This window comes from Mycolicibacter sp. MU0083, assembly GCF_963378075.1.
GTDB lineage: Bacteria > Actinomycetota > Actinomycetes > Mycobacteriales > Mycobacteriaceae > Mycobacterium > Mycobacterium kokjensenii.
The window spans coordinates 31,247-55,349 of the sequence record NZ_OY726394.1; the positions used below are offsets into that span (position 1 = coordinate 31,247).

Genomic DNA, 24,103 nt, shown 5'->3' on the forward strand with positions numbered 1-24,103 from the left:
TCAGACCCTTTCGATGATGGTGGCCGTCCCCATGCCGCCCCCGGTGCACATGGTGACCAGCCCGGTGGTCAGGTCGCGGTGTTCGAGCTCGTCGAGCACCGTGCCGATCAGCATCGCCCCGGTCGCGCCGATCGGATGGCCCAGCGCGATCGCGCCCCCGTTGACGTTGACCCGCTCCGGGTCGAGGTTCAGGTCACGGATCGTCTTGAGCGGCACCGCGGCAAACGCCTCGTTGATCTCCCACAGGTCGATGTCGGCGGCGCTCATCCCGGCCCGCGCCAGGCAGCGCTGCGCGGCCGGACCCGGCGCGGTGAGCATGATGACCGGCTCGCTGCCCAGCGCGGCGGTGGCCCGGATGCGGGCCCGCGGTGTGGCGCCGTGAGTGCTCAACCAGGTCTGCGACACCACCGCCACGGCCCCGGCGCCGTCGACCACACCCGAGGAGTTGCCGGCGTGGTGCACGTGGTCGATCGCGGCATGGCCGGGGTAGCGGTCCAGGCAGATCTCGTCGAAGGTGCGGTCCTCACCCGGCACCCGGGCACCGCCCATCTTGGCGAAGGCCGGCGGCAGGCCGCCGAGCTTCTCCGCGGTGGTGCCCGGCCGGGGGTGCTCGTCGCGGGTGCACACCACGGTGCCGTGTTCGTCGGTCACCGGGATAAGCGACCGGTCGAAGCGGCCCTGGGAGATGGCCTCGGCGGCGCGGCGCTGGCTCTCCGCGGCGTAGGCGTCCACATCGGCGCGGCTGAAGCCCTCGACGGTGGCGATCAGATCCGCGGAGATACCTTGCGGCACCGTCGGATAGCGGCGGCGCAGCACCGGGTTGTCGCCGTCGATGGTCGGCACCCCGACGCGTGCGTCCCAGCGCGACATGGACTCCACGCCGCCGGCCAGCATCAGGTGCTCGGCGCCGGCGGCTACCGCGGTGGCCGCCACCGTCACCGCCTGCTGTCCGGACCCGCAGAACCGGTTGAGCGTCATCCCCGGCACGGATTCGGGCCAGCCGGCCAGCAGCACCGCCAGCCGGGCGATGTCGTCGCCGTGATCACCGGACAGGATGCCGTTGCCGGCGATGACGTCGTCGACGTCGGTGGGGTCGAAGCCGGTGCGGGTGGCCAGGGCGGTCAGGCACTGCGCCAGCAAAGCCTGGGGATGAATGCCGTGCAGCGCACCGTCCGGGCGGCCTTTGCCGCGCGGGGTCCGCACGGCGTCGAGAATCCAGGCGTCGATGATGGCACTCCCGTCGCGCAAGCCTGCCGGGCCGCGTCACCGCAGTGGTACGGGCCGGGTCGGCACACCGAAATGAGAAGGTGGTTCGTCTCAGCGCACGCTACCATTATCAAAAGATGGAAATGTGCTTTCCATTCAGGCCGGCACTCACTCCCCCGGCGCTCCCCGCAACCCCGGCAACACATACCGCCGCAGATGCCGCCGCAGCGAATCCGGGTCGTCGGGGTCGATGTGATTGCCCGGGACGCTGCCCAGGCTGATCATCACCCGGGCGATCCATTCGCTGGCCTCGGGCAGGTCGGTGTCGGGGTGGATGTCACCGTCGACGGCCGCGGCCTCCAGTAACGGATACCAGAACCCCGCCAGATCGGGGACCAGGCCGCTGACGCCGGCCCCGGCGCAGGCGGTGAACTCCTCCGGCTCGGAGGTGCGCAGCCGCCGCAGCAGGGTGCCGGGGTCGTCGTAGGCCCGCCGGCCGATCTGCACACCGGCCACCAGCTTGCTCTCGAAGTCGGCGATGGTGTCGAGCTCGGCCCGGGTCTGCGCCCAACTGGTCTCGATCAGCCGGATGATCGCCGCACCCACCAGCGTCGGCTTGTCGGGGAAGTTCCGGTACAGCCAGGCCCGCGACACCCCCGCCTCATGGGCCACGTCGATCATCGTGGTGGACCGAATACCCTTGTCGGCCAAGAGCTTCTCGGTGGCGTCGAGCAGGCGGTCGATGGTGGACGGGGACGAGGGCGCTGTCGACGTCGCGTTCACGGCGCACCCCCTCGGCGACAACCCGGACAATCCGGTAGACACTTTATCCGATCTGTGTACTATTGCGTCGCGTCGTGTAGACCCACGGGGTAGGAGGTCGCGGTGGCCGAGACGATGCAGCAACTGCTCGCCGAACGCACCGACCAGCCGGGCCTGGCGGTGCTCCACAACAGCGCCGACGGTCGGAAGATCCGCTGGACCTGGCGTGAATACCTCGACGGCGCGGCCCGCCACGGCGCCGCGGTACTCGCCCGCGCCGACACCGCCCGCCCGATGCACGTCGGCGCCCTGCTGGGCAACACCCCCGCCATGCTGACCGCGCTCGCGGCCGCCGGGCTCGGCGGCTACGTCCTCTGCGGGGTCAACAACACCCGCCGCGGATCGGCGTTGGCCGGCGACCTGCGCACCGCCGACGTCCAGATCCTGCTGGTCGACACCGAACACCGCGCCCTGCTCGACGGGCTGGAATTGCCCGGCGTCACCGTCATCGACGTCGACGACCCCGCCTGGGATGCCGAATGCGCGTCGGCCGGAGAACTGCGGCCGCACCGGCAGGTCGCCCCGCTGGACCCGTTCATGCTGATCTTCACCTCGGGTACCAGCGGTGACCCGAAAGCCGTGCTGGTCAGCCACTTCATGGTGCTGGTCGCCGGACAGGCACTGACCGAACGCTTCGAACTGGGCAGCGACGACGTCGTCTATCTGTCCATGCCGCTGTTCCATTCCAATGCGATCGCCGCCGGGTTCGGGCCCGCGGTGGCCGCCGGCGCGGCGATGGCACCGGCGAAGTTCTCCGCTTCACGGTTCCTGGCCGACATCCGCGCCTACGGTGGCACCTATATGAACTACGTCGGCAAGCCCTTCGCCTACCTCCTGGCGCACCCCGAGCAGCCCGACGACGCCGACAACCCGCTGCGGGTGGCCTTCGGCAACGAGGCCTCCGAGCGTGACATCGGCGAGTTCGCCCGCCGGTTCGGTGTGCATGTGGTGGACGCCTTCGGGTCCACCGAGAACGCGGTGACCATCACCCGTGACGAAGGCACCCCGCCCGGCTCGGTGGGCCGCGGCTTCCCCGGCGTCGCGATCTACAAGAGCGACCCCGTCCGCGAATGCCCGCCCGCGGTCTTCGACGAGCACGGCGCGCTGCTCAACGCCGAGGAGGCCATCGGCGAGCTGGTCAACACCGCCGGCACCGGCTTCTTCACCGGCTACTACAACAACGCCCAGGCCACCGCCGACCGGATGCGCGACGGCATGTACTGGTCGGGGGATCTGGCCTACGCCGACGCCGACGGCTGGATCTACCTGGCCGGACGTACCGCCGACTGGATGCGGGTGGACGGCGAGAACATGGCGGCCGCCCCCATCGAACGCATCCTGATGCGCCACCCCGACATCAATCAGGCCGCCGTCTACGCGGTACCGGACGCCAATGTCGGCGACCAGGTGATGGCCGCGTTGGTGCTGCGCGACGGTGCGCAGCTGACCGAAGCCGGTCTCGCCGAATTCCTTGCCGCCCAAGAGGACCTCTCCCCCAAGGCCTGGCCCCGCTACGTGCGGATCACCGCGGCGCTGCCGACCACGGCCACCAACAAGATCCTCAAGCGCGTGCTGGTCACCGACGGAACCGACGTCGGCGACGACACCCTGTGGACGCGGCCGGACCGCGATCGCAGCTACCGAGCCACCACCACGACGGGAGCGTGAGCATGACCGGTCGGACACCCGTGGCACTGATCGTCGGCGGCGCCTCCGGGATCGGTCTGGCCTCCGCGCGTGCATTGGTCGCCCGGGGTGATCACGTGGTGATCGCCGACCTCGACGAAGAGGCCGCCCGCGCCCGCGCGGCCGAACTCGGGGACGCCGCGACCGCGGTCTTCGCCGACGTCACCGACGAGGCCAGCGTCGAGGCGGCCTTCGCGGTCGCCGCCGCCGCGGGTCCGGTGCGGTCGGTGGTCAGTTGTGCGGGACTGTCGATCATCGGCCCGATCGCCGACATCGACCTGGCCGGCTGGCAGACCACCATCGACGTCTGCCTGACCGGCACCATGCTGGTGATCAAGCACGCCGCACGCACCATGGCGGAAGGCGGCAGCGTGGTGGCGATCTCCTCGCTCAACGGCCGCCAGCCCGGCAGCACCATGGCCGCCTACTGCAGCGCGAAGGCCGGGGTGCTGATGCTGGTGCAGGTGGCCGCCCTGGAGTTGGGGCCCCGCGGAATCCGGGTCAACGCGGTCTCCCCCGGCCTGGTGGACACTCCCCTGGTCGCCGGGCTGGCGATGGTGCCCGGCCTGACCGACGAATACATCGAGAACACCCCGCTGGGCCGCTCCGGGGTGCCCGACGACATCGCGGCGACCGTGGAGTTTCTGACCTCCGAGCGGGCCGGCTGGATCACCGGATCGGCGTTCGACGTCAACGGCGGCGCGCACCTCAAGCGCTACCCGGACGTGCTCGGCAAAGTACAGGCCCTAACCGAAGGAACATGACATGCGCACTGTCGTCATCGACGCGCCCGGCTCGGTCCGCGTCGACAACCGGCCCGACCCCGAACTGCCCGGCGCCGACGGTGCCATCGTCCAGGTGACTGCGACCGCCATCTGCGGTTCGGACCTGCACAGCTACGAGGGCGACTTCCCCATCTTCGAGCCGGTGGCGATGGGCCACGAGGCGATCGGCACCGTGGTCGAGGTGGGCTCGCAGGTGGGTTCGGTGCGGGTCGGCGACCGCGTGATGGTGTCCTCGGTGGCCGGCTGCGGGCACTGCGCCGGCTGCGGCACCCTCGACCCCATCCGCTGTCACTCGGGTCCGCAGATCTTCGGCTCCGGAGTGCTGGGCGGAGCGCAATCGGAGCTGCTGGCGGTCCCGGGGGCCGACTTCCAGCTGGCCCGCATCCCCGAGGGCATCGTCGACGCCGAAGCGCTGCTGCTCACCGACAACCTCGCCACCGGCTGGGCGGCGGCCCTGCGCGCCGACATCCCGGTGGGCGGGACCGTCGCCGTGGTCGGGCTGGGCGCGGTGGGTCTGTGCGCGGCCCGCAGCGCGTTGTTCCTCGGTGCGGCAACGGTTTTGGGGATCGACCCGGTGCGGGAACGCCGGGAGCGGGCCGCCCTGATGGGGGTGACTCCGGCGGAGCCGGCGGCGACGACCGCGGCCATGGAACTGACCGGGGGCAGGGGAGTGGACTCGGTGATCGATGCCGTCGGCACCGACACCACCATGGCCGACGCCCTGAACGCGGCGCGGGCCGGCGGGACGGTGTCGGTGGTGGGGGTGCATGACCTGCAGCCCTTCCCGTTCCCCGCCTTGCCGGCGCTGCTGCGCAGCATCACCCTGCGCATGACGACCGCCCCGGTGCAGCAGACCTGGCCGCAGTTGATTCCGCTGCTGCAATCCGGCCGGTTGTCGGTGGACGGCATCTTCACCACCGAGATGGCCCTGGACGACGCCGCCGAGGCCTACCGCGCGGTGGCCGCCCGGACCGGCGACGTGGTGAAGGTGCTGCTGACGCCGTAGCCGGTGGGTGGCCGGGGCGTCGGGAAGCGGCTAGTTGCGGGGGTGGTTCTCGAAGTATTCGAGAAGCGCCGACCGCACGAGTTCAGATTCGGACCCGGCTTCCCCGTTCCCGACTCGACGACGCAGCTCAGAGCGGATCGGTTCCGGTAGCCGGACCGGCAGGGCGGGCGTCTTGCCGGATGTCGGCTTACCCCTGGCCGGTCGCCCGGTGGGCAGATACGCCGGATTCACCTCGACCGGACCGACGATCTCGGCTGCGTGTGGAGGGTTGGCGGCATAGTCGGCGGCCAGGTCGGCGTAGTTGTAATCAATGGGGCGGGGGCTCGTCATACCAGGGTCCTCTGCACTGTCGTTAGGACCGTTGAGGTCCGTATTGGGGATCGATCAGGCCGGAAATGTCCAGTGCGGCGACCAAGCTGCGTCGCAGCATCATCGCGTGGAAAACGTCAGCAGTCGTGGGATTGCGTAAGTCGGCGATCACTTCTATCCAGGGATGGTTGGGGGCGGCGGGCCCGATGTAAAGGACTGGCCGGGAGCCGTACCGCCGAGGAGCCAGGAGGACAGTAAGGGCGTAGTGACTGACGACGGAACGGATTTCGGTGTCGGTAATACCGTGTTGTCTGGCGCTCGGTTGGATTGCTATCCGCAATTTAGTGTAATGCCCTTTCGGGGTGAGGGCTAGATTCCGGCCCGCTACCGCCGCGGCCGCAACCGCACCGGCGGCATCGGCGGGGCGGGCAAGCGCTCCAGCCGGCCCCGGTAGCCCTCGACGCGGCCGAAACGGGAATCGCCAGCGTTCCACTGCCGCCGGAACTCGACGATCTCGTCGTGGCTGCGGCCGATGAAGTTCCACCACAGCACCAACTCCTCGCCGAACGGCGCGCCGCCGAGCAGCAGGATGCGGGCGGGATCGTCCCCGGTATTGCCCAGCCGCAACATCCGGTGCCCGGGGCCTTGGTAGCCGAGGTCGCCGACGCGCAGGGCGGTATCACCGAGTGCGAGGGCGCCCTGATCGGCCAATACGCCGTGCTCGAACGACGGGTCGATGTCCAGGTCCAGCTCGGTTCGCGGATCCAGGTCGAGCTGGGCGCCCACCAACGGGCTGAAGGTCGGAACGGGGGAGCGGTAGCCGGCCAGCTCGCCGAGGAACACCAGCGCCGAAGCACCGGGAAGGGAAACCGGTTCCGGTGCAAAGTGATTGAGTCCGCGCGCGGTCTGGCGGGCGGTGTCGGGCAGGGCGATCCACAGCTGCACGCCGCGCAGGACCGGCGCCTCCCGCGGATCGATCGAGACCTCTGAGTGGCAGATGCCGGCACCGGCCGTCATCAGGTTCAATTCGCCGGGGCGAACCAGTGCTCGCACCCCGCCGCTGTCGCGATGCTCGACCCGCCCGCTGAACAGCCACGTAGCGGTCTGTAGTCCGGTGTGCGGGTGCGGGGGCACATCCATCCCGCCATCGGCGACGACGTCCCGCGGGCCGTAGCGGTCGATGAAGCACCAGGGGCCGATCAGCGAGCGCTCCCGCTGCGGCAGGGTGCGCTCTACCCGCATCGCACGCGGCCCGCCCAGCGGGACCTCACGAGGCCGGATGACCTCGATGTGATCGGCGGGCGTTGCTGCACAGGCGAACTCACCCGAAGTGCTCTCCAGGTTGCTCACCGTCCACCTCCGAGCCGCGGTCCTGGTCGCTGGTAGCGATCCTAGCGACTGCTCTTGGATTCATGCGGCCGATGTGCTGCCGATCGGGCCGGTCGGAAGGTGAAAGACCGTCGCGGTCACCGGCAGCCGGGAACGTTCGTGGTTGGCCAGCAGCTCCTGATTGTCGGCGAGCTCGCGGGTATTGATCTCGCCGACGGCGATGGCCCGAAGGATTTCGTGTGCGCGGGCGAGCTCGGCACGCTTCCGGTACTGGCCGCCGGGAAGCTTCACGCCTGCCCACACCCCGTACTCCTCGCCGCGTTCCACGGCCAAAGCAGCGCACCGACGCTGTTGCGCCAACGGGCAGCGCCGCAGGCATAGGAGGCGCGCCTCGGTGGCGGACTGTTCGTAGGCCCGCGCCTTGGCAGCCCCATCGGAGCTATCGGCGTCGGGGTAGCCGAACCACAGTTCGGGATTTGTGGAGCAGGGGGGTGCCATAGGAACGACCTCCTCGGAGCCAGACCGGATAACGTAGATAGCAACGTATATCTACGAATACGGGGGACGCAAGAGAAGTTGATAAAAACATATATGTAACTAGCGAGGGCGTGCGCTGTGTAGGATCCCGTCATGGGCGGGGCGCAACGATGAGCCGTGAGGCGGCGGGTGCGGCTATTCGGGCCCTGCGAGAAGCTCGGGACTGGTCACTGGCGGACCTCGCCGCGGCGACCGGCGTCAGCATCATGGGGCTCAGCTACTTGGAACGTGGCGCACGCAAGCCGCACAAAGGCACTGTTCAAAAGGTTGAAAACGGGTTGGGACTGCCACCCGGCACCTATTCAAGACTCCTGGTGGCCGAAGACGCCGACGCCGAATTGGTCCAGGTGTTGTCTGCGGCGGGAACACGGACGGCACCGACTCGGCCTGCCGGGGCCATCGTCGTGGATCGCCATAGCGACACCGAGGTGTTGGAGGGATACGCCGAGGCGCAGCTCGATGCACTGCGTTCGGTGATAGCCCGATTGCCGTCGGAAGCATCAGACGAATACGAGACGTATATTCGTTCCGTGATCACGCAGTGCGTGAAGGCGGAGATGCTGGCGGCCAGCTCTTGGCGGGTGGCCGTCAATGCGGGTGCCGAGCACGCGCTGCGGCTGATGTCCCATCTACGGGCATTGGAGGCCATTCGCAGCGATCTGCTGCAACGGATGCCCGACAGTTTGGCCGCACGTTTCGACCACGCGTGTACCCGGTCGGCGTTGCCCGAACCCGTCATCGCCGCGTTGCTCGGCATCAGTGCCGAGGACCTGTGGGATATCCGCAACACCGGGGTGATCCCGCCGGGGGCGCTGGCGCGGATTCGTGCTTTCGCCGATGCACCCGCAGATCCGACAGTTGGTGGCGATAGAGAGGCATGACGGTGGGCAACGGCGAGGTGGAGTTCTTACAGCGCGCCAACGAGCTGTTTGCGGGCCGTCCGCGATCCGTGTCACCGGCGCCGGGTCCGGATCGCTACGCCGATCTGCTGTGGAGCAATGCCTCTGTCGAGACGGCTACGGGACATGACCGGTACCGCCGGGCGGTGCTGGTACAGCGGGATCGGTTGCTGGCGAACGCCCGCACCGATGGCGCGGCCGCGACGGTGCTGGCCGCGGCCGTCGCCGACCACGCCGATGCCCGCCGGCAGACGGCGGCAACCGTGGCGGCAGCGCGCGCCGACGCCGCGTCGACGGCGGACACACCACTGGCGTACCGCGAGGCGATGCGACGCCGGGCGGGACGTCTTCGCGCACAACATGCCCATGTGGTCGGCGCCCGCCACCGTGCCCGAGCCCATCGCACCGGACTGCGCCGGTTGCGTTACCGCCGTACTCGGCCGCACCGACTCGCCGCGGATCGATTGAGGCTGCCCAATACCCGTGCCGGCCGCGCCGTCCGTGCCGCGCTGTCCCGGCTGGGCAGGCCCTACGTGTGGGGTGCGACCGGGCCCGACCGATTCGACTGCTCGGGTCTGACCCAATGGGCGTACCGACAGGCCGGTGTACCGCTGTCGCGAACCACCTATACGCAGATTCACGAGGGAATCGCCGTGCCGCGTTCGCAGATCCGGGCCGGCGACCTGGTGTTCCCCAGCGTCGGTCACGTCCAGCTCGCGATCGGCGGCAATCGGGTGATCGAGGCACCGCACGCCGGAGCCACGGTTCAGATCAGCCCACTGGGAGCACACGTCGCGATTCGACGGCCGGTGACGTGAACAGATACTTCACACCTGCGGTCCGGGTGAATTGTCGGGCTGCGGTGGCATCGGTACAGTCACCGGCCATGGAGCGGTCAGACCTGGAATCCTGTTTCGGCCCAAACGCGTTGGTCTGATCAGATGGCTACCCGCGATGACGTCCTCGATGCGATCGGCCGCATTGAAATGTCTGGTGGCGGGGGAGAGGCGACCCGAATTGCGGAAGCGGCACTGACGTTACCGCTCCCGCCGTCCGGCTATGACCGAGTCCTGGACCAGCTGCGTTCGGCGGGACAGATTTTCGCTGAGCAACAACAGGGACCGGCGGCAGCGGCTATGAGGCGGGCCGAGCTCGCGCTGAGTCAACAGCTCTCCCATGCCGCGGAATTCGACCGGCAGGTGATCGAAGCGCTGCGACGCACACACAAGACGTCGCTGGAGGGCAGACGCAACCTAGACGATCTGCAGACTGAGATCGCCGGTGCCGCAGCGGCATGGGATCTCAGCACCGCACCGGGTGCGCGGGAGTTCCGGAAGTATTTGATAGCCAAGCTCGGAGAGATCGTCAGGGTAGTTCAAGAGACCAATGACGACGACACCTCCAAACAAGCGCTGGCCATCGCGTTGGCGGCACTGTATGCGGCAGAACCGGCGCGGGAAGATGCCGTTCCCTCCGACGCTGATCCGGTGTCGACCAAAGACACCGCGATACCGAGTGCCGGATTCGACCCGGCGTTCGCGGATGACTCAGACCTCGAGCCCTACCCGGATCTGCCTGCCGCCGATCAACCCGAGACCGGCTTCCCCGACCCCGCCGGGCCGATGCCAGCACTGCCCGGGCTGTCGGCGGTCCCGGGATTCGGTGGAGACGGTCCCGGATTCGGGGCAATGCCGGTTGGACCGGTTCCCGGCCTACCCTGGCAAGGATCAGCGTCGGACTGGGGCGGTGACACGATGCCGGATGAGGATGACTATTCGCCCGACGATGTCGCCGCCGGCGACGCGGCGAATGACGGTCCCGATCCAGAATCACCAGGCCACGATCCCGGTGCCGACGACCCGGTTCCGGTGCGACTGCCCGATGGTGAGACGACCAGCGTCGCCGATCCGCAATTGGCTGCCGCGATGCAGGCCGTTGCCGATGGCCAACCGGTAGCCCAAGCATTCGGAGACCGGGGGATCCCCATACCGCCGCCGGGAATGCCGGTCACCGCACCGATCGATGTCGACCGGTTGCGCCCGGGGGACATCGGAGTTTTCACGGATCGACACGCCCTCGCCGTCGGCAACGGGCGAGCGCTGCTAGACGGGCAGTTGCACGCCGCCGCAAATCTGCAGGGCCCCGGATTCCTTGGTTGGCAACATCTGTTGCGAGGAGGCGACGAACAGGCTGCGCTCGACGAGCCCGCAGCGACCCGTCCTGCCGACTGGTCGGATCGCCGACTGAGCTTGAAAAACCCGATTACAAGCGGCATCGTCGATAGGCGAGGAAGGTAGAACATGCCCGAGAAAATCCACGTCAACCCGGACGTTCTGATCAACGCCGCCGGTAACCACCGCGAGGTCTCGGAATACCTGTCCACGGCTACCGCATCGCACGCCGATATCGAGGCGACACTGAACTCCCTCGGCCCGATCTACAGTGAGTTTCGGCAGGCAGCAGTCGCGCTGCTCGATGCGCGAAAGAACTGTTACGACGACCAGGCCGACGCTCACGCGGAGATGTCCGACAACCTGCAGCGTGCTGTCGCGATGTGGGACGAGCACGAAGACGCCGCGGCGAACACCTTCCGAGGCCTGACCGATGGGCACCGATGACCGATCCGAATCCGGCGTTCGACGCGATCCATCCCAGCGGAGACGTCCTGTTCCGTTCCTGCCGCGGTGGCTATCTGCATAGCGTGGTGCTTTCCGAGTCGGTGATGCAGACCGACGCGCATCGGTTGGCGGAGGCGATCGTCTTGGCCGCCGACGTCTCGTTTCTCCGAGCGGCGTTAGAGGTGCGGGGCGAGATAGTCACGAGTGGCCAGGCGCCCTCGGCGGCCGTTCCGACCAACGACGACCTGCGACTGGCGACCGAACGGCTGGCGAAGCATCAGCTGCACCCCGGTCCGAACCCCAGGCCTTAACGCACCCACGTCCCGGCCGCACCGCTGTCGGGCGCAATGTCGTCGGGTGGTTCAACGATCTTGTCGCCGAATAGCTTTCGCGCCCGGTCTAATAGTGCGAGCACTTCGCTCAACTGCGCTGCACACCCGGTTGCGGGAAGTCCTTGGTCGGCCACGATTCGCACGTTACCGACAGCCTCTGGAGCTGACAATTCACCACACGTCGAACTTGTTGACGCGCCTACATAGACAGCCTGCGACCGGGGCGAATGCGGCGGAACCCGGATGAGGCGACGGTAGGCTTGCGCGGTGGCATTCTTCGGTCGGCGGTCGGCACGGCGGCGTCTACGGAGCGCAGCACGGGAATCACTGGCGATCCCGGCTTTCGGTGCTCCAGTCGATTGCAGTTCCTGGGTCTTGGGTGGCCTCTGGCCCGCGGAATTGGCGAAGGTCACCCCGGAAACGGCATTGCTCGCCGACTACCTCAACGCGGATCTACGCAGGATCGCAGATTCGGCCAACGAAAAGCTACATGCGATAGGCCGATCGGGTCTGGCCGGACAGGACCGCCAGGTCGCAGAAGCCAGGGTCGTCAACGTGGCCCGGGCGTTCGCGGTCCTCCGGGTGGAATCCACGGTGCGCCAGCTTCACCGGGAAGCGCTGGACCTCGGCACCGAGTACCTCGGCTTGAATCCGGTCCCGACTCCGGTGGAATCGACCGAGGCTGTTGCCGAACAACCTCGCCATAGGTTGCCCGAACCGGTCGGCGCCGGGCCCGCCGATCCGCCGGTGACGCAGGTGAAGGCGGATCCGGTTCCGGTCGGGCTCGATCCCGCCCCGGCACCGCCACCCGTCGTTCCGGAGGTCACCGAATCCGACGACCAGCGGTTGCAACGCCTGTTGGCCTTCGTCGCTCGCCAGCAGCCCGGACTGCGATGGGCCATCGGTCGTTACCCGGACGGAGTCACCCGGCTGGCCACCGATATCGCCGGGGGATGGATTCCGCCGGGGATCGATCTACCGGCCGGCGTGGAGTTGTTGGACCCGGTACCGCGGACCGGTACCGCCGCAGAGATGCTCGGCGTCGCCATGGCATCGGCCGCCTACAGTCCCGGTGATCGACTTGGTTGGGCGAGCGACTTTGCCGTGACAGAGGTATCGGTGCAGCCCCGTTCGCTGCCGCCCGTCGAGGACCTCGGTTGGCAACTCGGTGAGGTCACCCATTGGCGAGAGGGGTTGCCTCGGATAGCCAATACGCTAGTGAGGGCCGGATCCGCCGGAACCGGTGTGGCCGAAGCTGAAATCGATCTCCTGCGTGTCTATCTGGACACCATGCGATACCAGCTGCTGGGGCAGTATCCGGACGTGGATAGCGCCCTGGTGTTGAATTGCATGCTGCTGTCGGCCGCGGAGGGTATCGCGACCGGCGACACGGTTTCGGCCAATTACCACTACAGCTGGTATCTGGCGCTGAGTGCCGGGAGTTCCGGGAGCGCCGGACAAGGGGATTCGCAGAAGTCATATTGATATTGAATTGACGCTGCTCACACCGGCTCGACATACTTAGCCAATGTCGGGGGCGGACGGCCACGCGGAACTCAGCGACAGGGACGTCGTCGAGTCGGTGCTACGGGATCTGCGTGCAGCGGCCGAGAAATGGGAAGCGCTGGTAGCCGAGGCCGAGAACACCACTTACAGTGTCGATCTCGGTGATATCCGTGCGGTCGCCAATGCCGACGGCCGATTGCTCGAACTGACCCTGCATCCCTGTGTGGTCAGCGATTACACCCATAGTGAGCTGGCGGATCGCCTGAACGCGGTCTTCAGCGCATTGCGCGAAGAAGCCGTCGCCGATTTCGCGGCCCGATACGGCGGTCCGCTCTGACGGCGGATCTGCCGCCTACCAGCTCAGGTCCGCCATCTCACGTTTGGTGTCGCAGACTGCACGGACTGCGGCGTCTATGTCGGCGACGGTGATGGTCTTGAGGTCCTCCACGGTGACGGGATTCCCGGCGCGCTTCTGGGCGGCGACCCGGGTATCGCGGGCCAGTTCGGCCTCCTCGACGACATTGCGGGCGAACCGGCCGTTATGCATGACGTTGATGCCGTGTTCGCCCTGCGGGCTCACGTAGCCACGGATGGTGGTCACCATCTCCAGGAATCGTCGGCGGGCCGCGGAGTCGAATTCGGTTGCGCGGCCGGAACCATAGCGTTCGCCGATCTCAACGATCTCTTCCGGAGTGTAGGACTCGAAGCGGATCTTGCGATTGAAGCGACTCGCCAGCCCGGGGTTGACGGTCAGGAAGTCGTCTACCTGGTCTTCATAGCCGGCGGCGAGGAAGCAGAAGTCGAAGCGATGCTTCTCCAGTGCGATCAGCAGCTGGTTGACCGCTTCCATCCCGATCATGTCCGGGGTTCCGTCTTGGTGCCGTTCCACCAAGGAATAAAATTCATCCATGAAAAGGATTCCACCCAAAGCCTTTTCGATCAGTTCGTTGGTCTTGGGACCGGATGAGCCGATATGTTCACCGCAGAAGTCGGAGCGCCGCACCTCGGTGATCTCCGGATTGCGCACGATGCCCATGCCCGCGTAGATCTTGCCCAGCGCCTCAGCGGTGGTCGTCTTGCCGGTGCCGGGTGGTCCGACCAGCAGCATGTGGTTGGTCTGGCCCTCCACCGGCAGCCCGTGCTCCAACCGCATGGCCCGGATCTCGAGTTGGTCCTCGAGCGCCCGGACGGCGCGTTTGACCTCCGCGAGCCCGACTTGCTTCGCCAGCTCGGCGCGGCCCTGCGCCAACAGGTCGGCGCGGCGATCCAACGCGTCGTCCTCGTCGAGCTCGGCGCGGCTCTTCGCCGACTCGGCGTCCCAGCGATCGCTGCGACTGTCGATGATCTGCTCCTCGGTCACCACCAGTCGCAGCCGCGGCTCGGCCAGCGCGGCTTTCGCCGGTTCGGTCAGCACACCGTTGATGGCGGCCTTGGACAGCCAGACCTGCGCGTTGTCCTCCTCCCCGAGCTGACGGTGAACCATGCCGCGCAGATAGGCCAGATCGGCGGCCAGCAGCGGGATCTCGCCGGGATTGATCGATGCGGTCAGCACGCCCGCTCCGAAACGTTCCGACGAACGTGTCTGCCCGGCGATATCGACGCGGTCCAGCCAGTCCAGGGCCACCCTGCCCTGGCCCAGGTGTGCGGCCGCATAACCGGCCAGTGCGCACACCGATGCGGTGACCGCAGGCATGATGATCGCCCGGTCCGGTAGCTCTTCGGCGGCGACCGTCAGCAGGTCCGGCCACCGCTGGGTGACGAACATCAGATACGCGCGGCCGAGTTGGTGCCATTGGTGGTTGACCCAACTGTCCAGCAGGCCGGTGTCCGCGAGCAGGGCGTCGGCGCGCGCGTATTCCCCGGCCACCGTGAGTGCCGACGCCAGAGCCAGGCCGACGTGCGAGGCATCGGTCACCGTGATCGACAGGTAGGGTCCCAGCGGAATCTGGGCGGCCAGGTGCCGACCCAGCCGGGTGGTCTCCTTGTGTAGCCAGTCGCTGTTGGCGTACAGACGTTGGAGGGTGTCCAGCTCGTCGTCCCCGCAGGCGATTCGGCCCAGCCAGGCGTCGGCCATCGAAGGGTCCGCCTCGGTCGCCGCGACGAAATCGGCTCGGGCGTCGGCGGAGCCGTACTGACTGTCCATGCTCATCATGGCCCGATCGAAGTGACGACGGGCCGCCGGCAGGTCACTCAATGTCTGTCGTCCTTAGTCTGCTGTCCATGTTCTCCCAACGGGGTTCGAAGATCGTCGTCACCGCAACGACATCGCCGCCGGCGCTTCGCTAGTGCAGTAACGGTTTTCGGCTCGGAACAACTCGACCGTAGCCAGCCACGATTTCCCGCCGGACGTAACACGGACCGTGGTCCGGTCACGCTGCTCGATGCTGACTTCGACCGCATCCGGCGGCGGCGGAGGTGTGCCGGGCGGTGCCACCGTGATCACCGTGGCCGGCCGCGGGGACGGCGTGATGGCCCCGTCGACCACGCTGACGGTCGTGCGGGAGGTCGGCCGCGATTCGGCGACCAGCGCGACGTCGGGCATCCGGATACTGCCCCAGCGGGCTTGGTCGTGGGTGTGCACGCAGACCCGTTCCCCGGCCCCGGCTGCCCGGATGATGATCCGCTTGGCGATCAGATCCTCGGCGGCGATGAATACCCGGCTCAACTCCCCGGAGTCCGTCAGCGGCATCATCAGCCGATCCCCGTTGGCCAGCTTGCCGATGAGCACGCCCGACGGTCCGATCTCGATGGGCAGGGCGGTGGGCAGTCGGCCGGGACGCAACCCGCGCAGCCGGGGTCGCGGGGCGCACATATTGGCCGCCGCCGCCGCGGCTTGCTCGCCGTTGAGCCGACGCAACACCACCGCCGGGGGAGTGGGGGCGGGCTGTGGGGTCTGCAGGGTCACGGTGGCCGTGCCCGTCCCGTCCGGGAACACCGTTACGTTCTGGATCACCGCGTCGACCGGCAGCGTCCACGCCTGTGCCAGCAGAGCCCCGCTGATCTGGCCCGCGGGATAGGCGTAGGTGGTGACCCAGCCGTCGTCGGTGCGAAGCGCCTTCCACCGTTCGGCACCGGCCCGAACCGGGCGACCACCGAACCGGCGGTCCAGTTCGACGAGATCACTGGCGGTGGCGACGCGGGCTCGGAGGCCCACGCAGCGCAGTGAGCCCGCGATCCGCTGCGCAACGGCGACCGCAGTCGCACCGAGAGTGGTCCGCCAGCGCAGCGCAGCGGTGTTGTCGATCATCCGCAACCGCAACACCAACCAGGTCTCACGCTGCCCGGCGTAGGGCGGTGTCCCGATCTCGGTGTCATAGACCCGTGGGTAGTCGCCGGTCGTGGCGCGGCGTGCCCCCATGCTGATCACGCTCATCGATTCCAGCGTCAGCCCGAGGGCGTGCCGCAACATCGGCAGCAGGGCGGCGGCGTCGACGACGTTGTCGGTCTGCACGTTCACCGATCCGGTGGCGACGGTGGCGGCATGCGCCCGGCCGAGCAGGTGTACGGCCACCACCGCGACCCCGTCGTGGATACGGACACCGCCGCCGGCGCGGTTGTTGGCCACTGTGATGGGATCAGCCCAGCCCCGCGTCGAGCGACGCCGCAGCCGCAGGAGGGCCCAGGACCAGGCCGGTTGCCCCCACCATGGGACCAGGACGGCCAGTACGGCCAGAGGTACCGCCACGGCGACGCCGATCGTTCCGCCCAGTGCCCAACCCGCAAGCCCGCACAGCGCGATCGTCGTCCCGCACAGCAACCGCCGATTGCTGGACGGGGTGAACCCGGTCAGTCGGATTCGGTTCGGAATCATCGGAGGGCTCTCCGGATCCGTGCGGCGATAGCGGCAGCCAGCACAGCGACGCCGATCGCGCCGAGGAATCCGACGGCGACGGTCCGCGCCCGGTGGTCCGGCGGTGGTGGCGGCGGTGCCGGGGTGATCACCCGCTGCTGCGATCCGGGGGCCAGCGGTGCGCCGGCCGGGACGTTGAACGTCAACGCCGCCACCGGATCGATCAATCCATAGCCCACCCGGTTATCCACCCCGGCCGGTGGATTGTGCGCGGTCTGCATGATCCGGTTGATCACCTGATATGCGGTGAGCTGCGGATATTTGGCGCGGACCAGGGCCGCTACGCCGCTGACGTAGGCGGCCGAGAAGCTGGTACCCCAGAACGGCATGTTCTTTTCGCCGACCCGGACCGGGGGGTAGGCGTTGACCGGCACCCCGCCCTGCGGTGACAGACCCATCACGTGGGTGGCCGGCGCGGCGACGCCCACCCAGGGGCCGGCCATGCTCTTGTCGATCGGTGCTCCGGTGACATCTACTCCGCCGACAGAAAGCACGTAGTCGGAGAACCACGAGGGGCTCGAGATCACCTTGACCTGATTCCAGTCCCGGGGATCACTCGGGTTCAGCGGGTCGAACAGCGGGTTGTCGGCGCAACCGGCCTCGCCCACGTTGCCGGCTGCCGCGACGATCACAGCATCTTTGACGTTCGCCGCGTACCACAGTGCCGCCCCCAGTACTTGCTGGTCGAGTCCGGCCGCAACCTGCACACACGACGTCACCGAGATGTTGATGACTTTGGCACCCATATTCGCCGCGTGGACGACGGCCTTGGCCAGCGTTGCCAGGGTTCCGGCCTTCACCCGCTCATCGTCGTAGCCGAACCGTTGCGGGTTGACCGGTTCGAATGCGCGGGAGGACTGGCGGATCGAGATGACCGTGGCGTGCGGTGCGACGCCGACCACGCCGTCGGGGGCGCCGGGTGGTGGCGGCGGTACCGCAGGTTCGTCCTCGTTCTGCGGATCGGCAGGTCCCGACGCCGGTGCCACGGCGCCCTCGTCGGGCGGCGGTGGCGGGGGAGGAGGTGGAGGCGGAATCTGGGTGATGGTGACCGGCGCCGGAAGCGGCGGCGGGGCGGGCGGTCCGGGAACGTCGGCGGGCGGCAGGGGCACATCGATACTCGGTGGTGGACCCACTGCCGGCGGAAACGCGGGTACCTCGGGCATCGGGCGCGGCATCGGCAACGCGCCCAGGGGGGCCGCGGCGATGATCGACGCCGCGATCGTGCCGTGCGCGTCGCAGTCCTGTAGTCCGTCGAGGCCTTCGGCGCCGCCCATGATGTAGTCACCTCCCGCTACCGCGGGGAGCCTGGGGTTCGGTGTTACTCCGGTGTCGATGACGGCGACCGGTACGCCGTTGCCGGTGGAGTACTGCCACGCCGCGGTGATCCCCAACATGTCGAATCCTGGTGCCACCTGAGCCACATCCGGGTTGCCGACGGTAATCGGCACGCTGCACGAGTTCGACCGGCGCATCGGCTGATCCGGGCCGGGCGTGTCGTCAGCCGGGACCAGCCCAGGATCGACGGACGGCGGTTCGATGGCCAGCGCGGTCGGTGGCACCCCCGACACACCGACCAACAGCATCACCGCGACGGTCGCGGATACGCGGGCGGGGAGTCGAATCAGTTGCGCACCCACACGAACAGTCCTCCCAGCCATGCGCCGAGCACCCCCACCACGATGAACGCCAGCACTTCGAGCCATTCGACGGCCAGCCGGATCCAGGGCACGAACTTGGTCTCGGGTACCAGCAGACCGGCGGCCACCCCGAGGCCGGCAAAAACGGCGATCGCGGCCGCCGGCCACAAGAATCCGGCCGCGGTGTCACCCGGGTTCGCCAGTGCGTATTCAACGATCCCGGTAAGTACTGCCGAGCAGGCCCCGACTACCAGGGCGATCGCCTGCACTCGCCCGGCGAAACCGCGGCCCTGGGTGAGGAACAGACCCGCAACCAGGCCGCACAGCACCACCGCGCCGCGCTGTCGCGGCTCGCCGGGGGCCAGTACCAGCCACACCGCGATCGGCAGTGCCGCGGAAATCGCGAAGCACATCCCCACCTGGACGGCGTTGATCAACCGCGCCGATGCGGCGATCGCAGCACCCCGCGCCGAGATGTCGATCAGGTCGTCCTCGTCGTCCTCGCCGTGTTCGGGCATGACGGGGGAGACCGTGTCGATGGGCATGTTCGCGCGCCGGGCGAACAGGTCGCGCCCGGTGATGGAACCGAAATACGGTGGGCGCACCCGAGCGATCCACAGCGCGACCGTCGGCGACATGCGGATCAGGATCAGCAGGCCCAGCAGCATGCAGATGCCGATCACCTGCGGCGATACCGGATACCACATGCGTGCCCCGGCGACCGCTCCGCCGATTCCCGCCGCGGTGACGAGGGCGGTCGCCACGGCTGTCTGGGACCGCAGCAACACGCTCATCCCGATCGCGCCGAGCGCAAGGACCGTCACGGCGATCGTCAGGTGCGGCGCACCGAGCGGCCCGGGGGCGCAGCACAGCGCCGCGCACGACAGGGCGAGTACCGCCAGCCAGCCGAAGCCGCTGAACAGATCACCGCGGGCGGGCCAGTTACGCCGTGTCACGGTGGCGCCGAGCGCCAGGATTCCCCCGAGGCCGGCGAGGACGGCCGCGGGAGGCCAACCGTCGCTGAAGGTTCGGGCCCGCACGGCCAATAGTGACAGCGTGATCACCGCCATCGCCAGTAACCCGATCGCGGTATGGGCAGCGGTCACCGCGGTGACGGGTGCGAACATCCGATCTACCCGGGCATTGAGCAGGCGGGTCACGGTCTGCTCGTCGGCTTTGTGCCCGCACTCCAGGCACTGGATCTCGGGTTGGGTGCCGAGCCGCCGGGCGGTGGCTGCCAGCGCACTCGACAGCGACTCGTACTGTGGCTCGAACGATTCGCCCCCGACCACCGGTACCAGGACCAGGGTGTCGCCGTCTTGCACGCCCAGATCGTCGAGGCTGCGGGTGATGTCGAGTCGAACGCCGTTGACTTTATGTAGTTCGTAACTTCCCGGGGGGAGTGCTACGCCGTCGAAACCGTGCTGACGCAGATCCTCGTCGAGTAACTCGACCATTCCCTCGAAGAACTCCTCGACCGGGATTCCGGCTGGAAATACCTGGGATACCAGATGTTTGTCGTAGGCGAGACTCACCGCGCAGCGTGCCGGAAAAGCGACTTTGGCCGATGTCGGGGAGGTCACCGCATTCACCTTTCGGTGTCGGGCACAAATTTATCCGCCAGACCGGCGGTCATCTCGAATAGCCGCAGTCGGGTCTTCTTCTTCACCTCGTTCTGAACGTCGATGATGCCGCCTTTGGCCAGATGTGCGTCATAGGGCATGACTTCCACGGTCGCACCGGTTTTGCTGAAGCGCTCGGAGAGATAGGCCACGGCGGCGTTGTCCTGGGCGGGCGCGGAGTGGTTGAGGATCACCGTCGAGCGCGACACCAATTCGTGGTAGCCCTGTGACGCCAGATAGTCGACGGCACGCAATACCGGACGGGACTGGTCGGCGGTGATTCCGGAAACGAATACCAACGTGTCGGTGTTCTCCAGCACCGGCTTCATGACGGGGTGTTCGAGGTCGGCCGCGGTGTCGACGATGATCACGTTGTGAGTCCGCCGCAAGCGCGACAACACCCCGCTGAACATGGCCGGGACGAGTGGGCGCAGCTGATCGGAGGTGCGGTTTCCGGCCAGTACGTCCAAGCCCACCGCATTCTGCCCGAGGTGTTCGCGGATATCGGAGTATCCCTGCACGTCGGTGTCGCTGAGTACGGCCGAGTAGTCACCGGGTGGATGTTCGTCGATGCGATCCGAGAGGGTTCCGAATCCCGGGACGGCGTCGATCGCGATTACATTCTCCGGTCGGCATTCCCGGAATACGCTGCCGATTGCCGCCGCGAGGGTTGTCACACCGGTACCGCCCTTCCCGGAGACCAGCGTGATCACGTACTGACGGCGGATGTGTCGGCGAATTCGATTACGCAAATCGCGGTAATGGCGTTCGTGCGGAGATTCCCCGGGGTTGATGACTTTCCCAGATGCAACATAAACCAGTTTGCGCCAGCCCGAACCGGGTGGAATCTTGCGGGGCGTCGCCAGGTCGGAAATGCGCATGGAATCCGATACGGAATCCCGGTAACGGTGACCTGTCGCCGGTTCCCGCCGCGCGGCGCCTTCTTCGGGCATATTAGGGCCATTCCATGGGCTCGTCACGCGCGCGACGCTAACATGGTCGATGTCGTCCTGATCGCATAATTCATCCCGATGGTAGTAAATGGATTGCAATGGTGACGATGTGAATTTGTTGTCATACGACCCGCCTATGTGAATGCCAGTCCGCTCCGGCCGGGAGCCGAGCGATGAGCCGCAGGATTGCGTGGGCGAGGTCGGCGCGGGTGCCGGGGGAGACGATCTGGTAGCGCCGGCCCCCGTTGTCGATGTTCTCGACGCAGACCCGACCCGAGGGGGTGTCCGAGATCAGTACCGAGGTATCCCCGATGGCCGTTCGGGCCAATTCCTCAGGGCCTGCGCCGGGCTGGAACGCAACGATGTCGGCCTGCCCCGACAGTTTCGGGTCGGCGGCGGTCGCCACGATCTGTTGCTGGTCGACGTCGAGATGTTGCGCGGCCAGATAACGCTGCAGGCTATCGCGGTCACGAACCTGTGCGAGCAGTTCTTCGGTGTCCAGCGTGACCGGCCGCAGTGCCGCCGCTTCGGCGACACCGCACAACCGCTCGACCTGACCGACGAGAAGATCACCGGCGGCCGCCTGATCGATGGCACTGCCGGCCGGGTAGAGCCGGATCTGTTGATCGTGCCGTTCCAGCACCACCCACCAAGAAGCGAATCGGCTGATCGAGACCCGGGTCATGTGCTGCGGGTCGCCGTACGGTCGCCCGGGAAAATTCAGGGTCACCAGCAGCGCGATGTCGCGCCGCATGACCACCGTCAACCATTCCCGGACCATGGGGTCCGCCTCGCCCCCGCTGTCGAGTACGCCGAGTTCCATCAACTCTTGGGCGACGGGATGACCGAGTGCCCGCTCGGCGGTGTCCAAGCGGGGTAGCAGCGGCCGAAGGCCCAACTCCGGGCAGAGTTGTTCGATCCCGGTGACGGCCTGTAGCACCCACAGGCCGTCGAGCGTCGTCGTCAGCACATCACCCTCGCCGCACCCCCGTGATTCCGATACCCGTTCTGACATACGAAGTGGGGCATCCGCGCCTGCCGCGCAGACACCCCACCTCGATGGGGATCAAAAAAGGCTGTTGATCGTCTGGTCGGTCTGCATGGCACCCTCGAGCACGGACCCGATGGTGGAGCCGTGCTGACCGATGGTCTCGATCAGCCCCTGCAGGCCGGAGAGCATCTGCGCCTGCGCTTCGAAGAATCCGGTGGCGCCGTGGCCGCCGAAGTACTCGGTCAGCATCTGAGTGAGCTGGTTGGAATCCGCGTGGATCTGGTCCAGAGTGCCGGCGCTGCTGATCACGCCGTGAGCGTGATCGCTGACGGCGCCGGGGTGATAGGTAATGCCGTCCATGAGAATCGGTGTCCTTTCGGAGATTAGGGTCGGGGCTTCAGTTCTCTAGGCGGACTGTCCGCCGAACAGCGCGTGGAATGCGTGCTCGGAGTGGGATTCATGAGATTCCATGAGGGCAGCGGCCTGGTTGAGGCCCTCCGTCAGGCGGCTGCCGCCGATGAGCACCTTCTGCATGTCGTCGTGGATCTGTGCCGCGGTGGTGTACGAGGCTTGCGATCCCGCGCCATCCCAGGTCGCCGCGCTCAGGATGTTTTCGTGGTCGGCCAAGTACTGATTGGCGATCGCCTGAGCGTGTTCGATGTGTTGCGACAACTTCGACGCGGTGTTCCGCATCAGTTCGGGCGTGACAACTATGGCTGCCATCGTTTCCTCCTCGGTTGTAGAACAACCCCCCGGGACCCGGCGGGATATGGCTGGCGGTAGTGTATTTGCTCCCTTCTGATGTGTCGATTCACCCTGTTTTCAGCAAACTGCCAGGTCAAGTCCGGTTGTCGATGACCCGCACTGTGTTCGCCCGGTCGGCGGGCCGGCCGCCCGGACCCTTGCCGGCGGCACCGTGGGCGATGGGCATTCCCCCCATTCCCCCAGCGCCGGTGGTCGTCGCCCGTGACGACTCGACGGAGCCCAGGGCCCCGCTGGGCCGCAATCCCACCGGCCGGCCGCCGGCCGACTCGAATGCGCTCACCGGTCGGGTGAACGCCGATACCGGTGCGCCCGCACCCCCACCGCCGAAGCCGGCACCGGAGCCGGAGGTGGCGTTGGCCAGCATCGCCGAGGCCGGCACGCCGCCGGCTCCGGCGGGCTGCAGTGCGCCGCCGAGCATGTTCGGGTTCATGAACATTCCCATCAGGGACTGCATCGGGCTCATCATCGATTGCGGCATCTGCATCAGCGATTGCGGCGCCTGCGTCAGCGTCGAGCCGATCTGCTGAACCGGACCCAGCATCGAGCTCAGCTCGCTTCCCATGCCCTGAGCGGCGGACGCCCCCTGCCCGGTGGCATTGCTCGCCATGGATGTGCCCGTGTAGGCCGCACGCATAGCGCCTCCGGCAGCGGCCCGGGACGCCGCTTCTCCGACGGCGCCGACTGCCGCCGCCGGTGCCGCGGGCGATGCGCCCATCCCGGCCACCGGTGCGGGAACCATCAGGCTGGAGGTGAGCGCGGTCAGCGTCGCGCCATATGAGGCGCCCACCGCCGCGTTATTGGGCCAGAACAGGCCGAAGTACTGGTATTCCAGCGACACGATCCGAGGACTCAACGCACCGAGGACCGACGGGTTTACGTCGTAGTCGACGGCGGTCTCGATGCGGTTTTCCTCGCACTCTTGGGCGGTGCGCATACTGCCGTAGGCCAACTGATAGGCCTCGACTGCCGCCGCGACGATGGGCGCCTTGACGTCTACCCAGCCGGCCAGTCCGTGCAGGGCCACGTTGAGCAACGTCGCATTGAACACGGAACCCTCCGATCCGGCGCCGACCCAGCCGATCGAAGTCAAGGCGGTGTTGACCGCCGAAGCGATTCCCGAAGCGTGGTGGGCGACACCGAGGGCAGTCCACGCCGCCGCGTTGGTCAGCATGGTCGGGACCCCCGCGCCGGATTTGATCAACAGGTCGTTGGTCTCCGGCGTTCGGGCTGCCCACCCCGGATCGGCCACC

The 24,103-nt window shown here is 67.6% G+C and carries 24 protein-coding genes; 10 read left to right on the plus strand and 14 right to left on the minus strand.

The window, feature by feature from the left end; translation table 11 throughout:
- Window positions 1-1,215 (minus strand): acetyl-CoA C-acetyltransferase, encoded by a 1,215-nt coding sequence (locus RCP38_RS00160; RefSeq protein WP_308477436.1) that lies wholly within the window; start codon window positions 1,213-1,215, stop codon window positions 1-3.
- Between the two features lie 159 nt (window positions 1,216-1,374).
- Entirely contained in the window at window positions 1,375-1,989 is a 615-nt protein-coding gene (locus RCP38_RS00165) for a TetR/AcrR family transcriptional regulator (protein ID WP_308474691.1), read from the minus strand.
- A 102-nt stretch (window positions 1,990-2,091) separates the two neighbouring features.
- On the opposite strand from RCP38_RS00165, the gene fadD1 reads away from it, so the two are divergent.
- The 3 genes from fadD1 to RCP38_RS00180 are packed head-to-tail and all read left to right on the plus strand — an operon-like array spanning window position 2,092 to window position 5,505.
- Window positions 2,092-3,696, plus strand: a complete 1,605-nt coding sequence (gene fadD1 / locus RCP38_RS00170) for a fatty-acid--CoA ligase FadD1 (RefSeq protein ID WP_308474693.1) — start codon at window positions 2,092-2,094, stop codon at window positions 3,694-3,696.
- Between the two features lie 2 nt (window positions 3,697-3,698).
- On the plus strand, window positions 3,699-4,478 hold the full coding sequence (locus RCP38_RS00175) for an SDR family NAD(P)-dependent oxidoreductase (RefSeq protein WP_308474695.1): 780 nt from the start codon (window positions 3,699-3,701) through the stop codon (window positions 4,476-4,478).
- Window position 4,479: 1 nt separating this feature from the next.
- Window positions 4,480-5,505, plus strand: a complete 1,026-nt coding sequence (locus RCP38_RS00180) for a zinc-binding dehydrogenase (protein WP_308474697.1) — start codon at window positions 4,480-4,482, stop codon at window positions 5,503-5,505.
- Window positions 5,506-5,535: 30 nt separating this feature from the next.
- Here RCP38_RS00180 and RCP38_RS00185 read toward each other — a convergent pair whose 3' ends face one another.
- The 3 genes from RCP38_RS00185 to RCP38_RS00195 all read right to left on the minus strand — a co-directional run bounded on the left by RCP38_RS00185 (window position 5,536) and on the right by RCP38_RS00195 (window position 7,641).
- On the minus strand, window positions 5,536-5,835 hold the full coding sequence (locus RCP38_RS00185) for a ribbon-helix-helix domain-containing protein (RefSeq protein WP_308474698.1): 300 nt from the start codon (window positions 5,833-5,835) through the stop codon (window positions 5,536-5,538).
- 363 nt (window positions 5,836-6,198) lie between these two features.
- Window positions 6,199-7,164: a pirin family protein gene (locus RCP38_RS00190; protein ID WP_308474700.1), complete on the minus strand. Its 966-nt coding sequence runs from the start codon at window positions 7,162-7,164 to the stop codon at window positions 6,199-6,201.
- A 60-nt stretch (window positions 7,165-7,224) separates the two neighbouring features.
- Window positions 7,225-7,641, minus strand: coding sequence for a WhiB family transcriptional regulator (locus RCP38_RS00195; protein WP_308474702.1), 417 nt, complete (start codon window positions 7,639-7,641; stop codon window positions 7,225-7,227).
- Between the two features lie 149 nt (window positions 7,642-7,790).
- Between RCP38_RS00195 and RCP38_RS00200 the strand changes: the two genes are divergently transcribed.
- From RCP38_RS00200 to RCP38_RS00230, 7 genes are all read left to right on the plus strand, one after another.
- Window positions 7,791-8,561: a helix-turn-helix domain-containing protein gene (locus tag RCP38_RS00200; RefSeq protein WP_308474703.1), complete on the plus strand. Its 771-nt coding sequence runs from the start codon at window positions 7,791-7,793 to the stop codon at window positions 8,559-8,561.
- Window positions 8,562-8,563: 2 nt separating this feature from the next.
- The gene (locus RCP38_RS00205) at window positions 8,564-9,397 is read left to right on the plus strand and encodes a C40 family peptidase (RefSeq protein WP_308477437.1); all 834 of its coding nucleotides are present in this window, start codon (window positions 8,564-8,566) and stop codon (window positions 9,395-9,397) included.
- Window positions 9,398-9,520: 123 nt separating this feature from the next.
- On the plus strand, window positions 9,521-10,876 hold the full coding sequence (locus tag RCP38_RS00210; protein ID WP_308474705.1) for a DUF4226 domain-containing protein: 1,356 nt from the start codon (window positions 9,521-9,523) through the stop codon (window positions 10,874-10,876).
- Window positions 10,877-10,879: 3 nt separating this feature from the next.
- Window positions 10,880-11,197 (plus strand): ESX-1 secretion-associated protein, encoded by a 318-nt coding sequence (locus tag RCP38_RS00215; protein ID WP_308474707.1) that lies wholly within the window; start codon window positions 10,880-10,882, stop codon window positions 11,195-11,197.
- Complete coding sequence (locus RCP38_RS00220; RefSeq protein ID WP_308474709.1) at window positions 11,194-11,508, plus strand: DUF2694 family protein; 315 nt, start codon at window positions 11,194-11,196, stop codon at window positions 11,506-11,508. Before RCP38_RS00215 ends, RCP38_RS00220 begins: the two co-directional genes overlap by 4 nt.
- Before the next feature lie 396 nt (window positions 11,509-11,904).
- Window positions 11,905-13,014: a DUF5631 domain-containing protein gene (locus RCP38_RS00225; protein WP_465270694.1), complete on the plus strand. Its 1,110-nt coding sequence runs from the start codon at window positions 11,905-11,907 to the stop codon at window positions 13,012-13,014.
- 43 nt (window positions 13,015-13,057) lie between these two features.
- Window positions 13,058-13,372, plus strand: coding sequence for a DUF2710 family protein (locus tag RCP38_RS00230; RefSeq protein ID WP_308474713.1), 315 nt, complete (start codon window positions 13,058-13,060; stop codon window positions 13,370-13,372).
- A gap of 15 nt (window positions 13,373-13,387) precedes the next feature.
- Here the strand turns inward: RCP38_RS00230 and eccA are convergent, their stop codons facing one another.
- The 9 genes from eccA to RCP38_RS00275 all read right to left on the minus strand — a co-directional run bounded on the left by eccA (window position 13,388) and on the right by RCP38_RS00275 (window position 24,102).
- Window positions 13,388-15,187 (minus strand): type VII secretion AAA-ATPase EccA, encoded by a 1,800-nt coding sequence (gene eccA, locus RCP38_RS00235; protein WP_308477438.1) that lies wholly within the window; start codon window positions 15,185-15,187, stop codon window positions 13,388-13,390.
- Window positions 15,188-15,286: 99 nt separating this feature from the next.
- Complete coding sequence (gene eccE, locus RCP38_RS00240) at window positions 15,287-16,846, minus strand: type VII secretion protein EccE (protein ID WP_308474715.1); 1,560 nt, start codon at window positions 16,844-16,846, stop codon at window positions 15,287-15,289.
- Window positions 16,843-18,522, minus strand: a complete 1,680-nt coding sequence (gene mycP / locus RCP38_RS00245; protein WP_373692410.1) for a type VII secretion-associated serine protease mycosin — start codon at window positions 18,520-18,522, stop codon at window positions 16,843-16,845. Before mycP ends, eccE begins: the two co-directional genes overlap by 4 nt.
- Window positions 18,507-20,105, minus strand: coding sequence for a type VII secretion integral membrane protein EccD (gene eccD / locus RCP38_RS00250; protein WP_308474717.1), 1,599 nt, complete (start codon window positions 20,103-20,105; stop codon window positions 18,507-18,509). The genes mycP and eccD overlap by 16 nt, the downstream gene beginning before the upstream one ends.
- Window positions 20,106-20,110: 5 nt before the next feature.
- Window positions 20,111-21,124: a MinD/ParA family protein gene (locus RCP38_RS00255; RefSeq protein WP_308474719.1), complete on the minus strand. Its 1,014-nt coding sequence runs from the start codon at window positions 21,122-21,124 to the stop codon at window positions 20,111-20,113.
- A gap of 94 nt (window positions 21,125-21,218) precedes the next feature.
- Entirely contained in the window at window positions 21,219-22,067 is an 849-nt protein-coding gene (locus RCP38_RS00260; protein WP_308474721.1) for an ESX secretion-associated protein EspG, read from the minus strand.
- A 96-nt stretch (window positions 22,068-22,163) separates the two neighbouring features.
- Window positions 22,164-22,448, minus strand: a complete 285-nt coding sequence (locus RCP38_RS00265) for a WXG100 family type VII secretion target (protein ID WP_308474723.1) — start codon at window positions 22,446-22,448, stop codon at window positions 22,164-22,166.
- A 45-nt stretch (window positions 22,449-22,493) separates the two neighbouring features.
- Entirely contained in the window at window positions 22,494-22,811 is a 318-nt protein-coding gene (locus tag RCP38_RS00270; RefSeq protein ID WP_308474726.1) for a WXG100 family type VII secretion target, read from the minus strand.
- A gap of 115 nt (window positions 22,812-22,926) precedes the next feature.
- The gene (locus tag RCP38_RS00275) at window positions 22,927-24,102 is read right to left on the minus strand and encodes a PPE family protein (protein WP_308474727.1); all 1,176 of its coding nucleotides are present in this window, start codon (window positions 24,100-24,102) and stop codon (window positions 22,927-22,929) included.
- Window position 24,103: the final 1 nt, after the last annotated feature.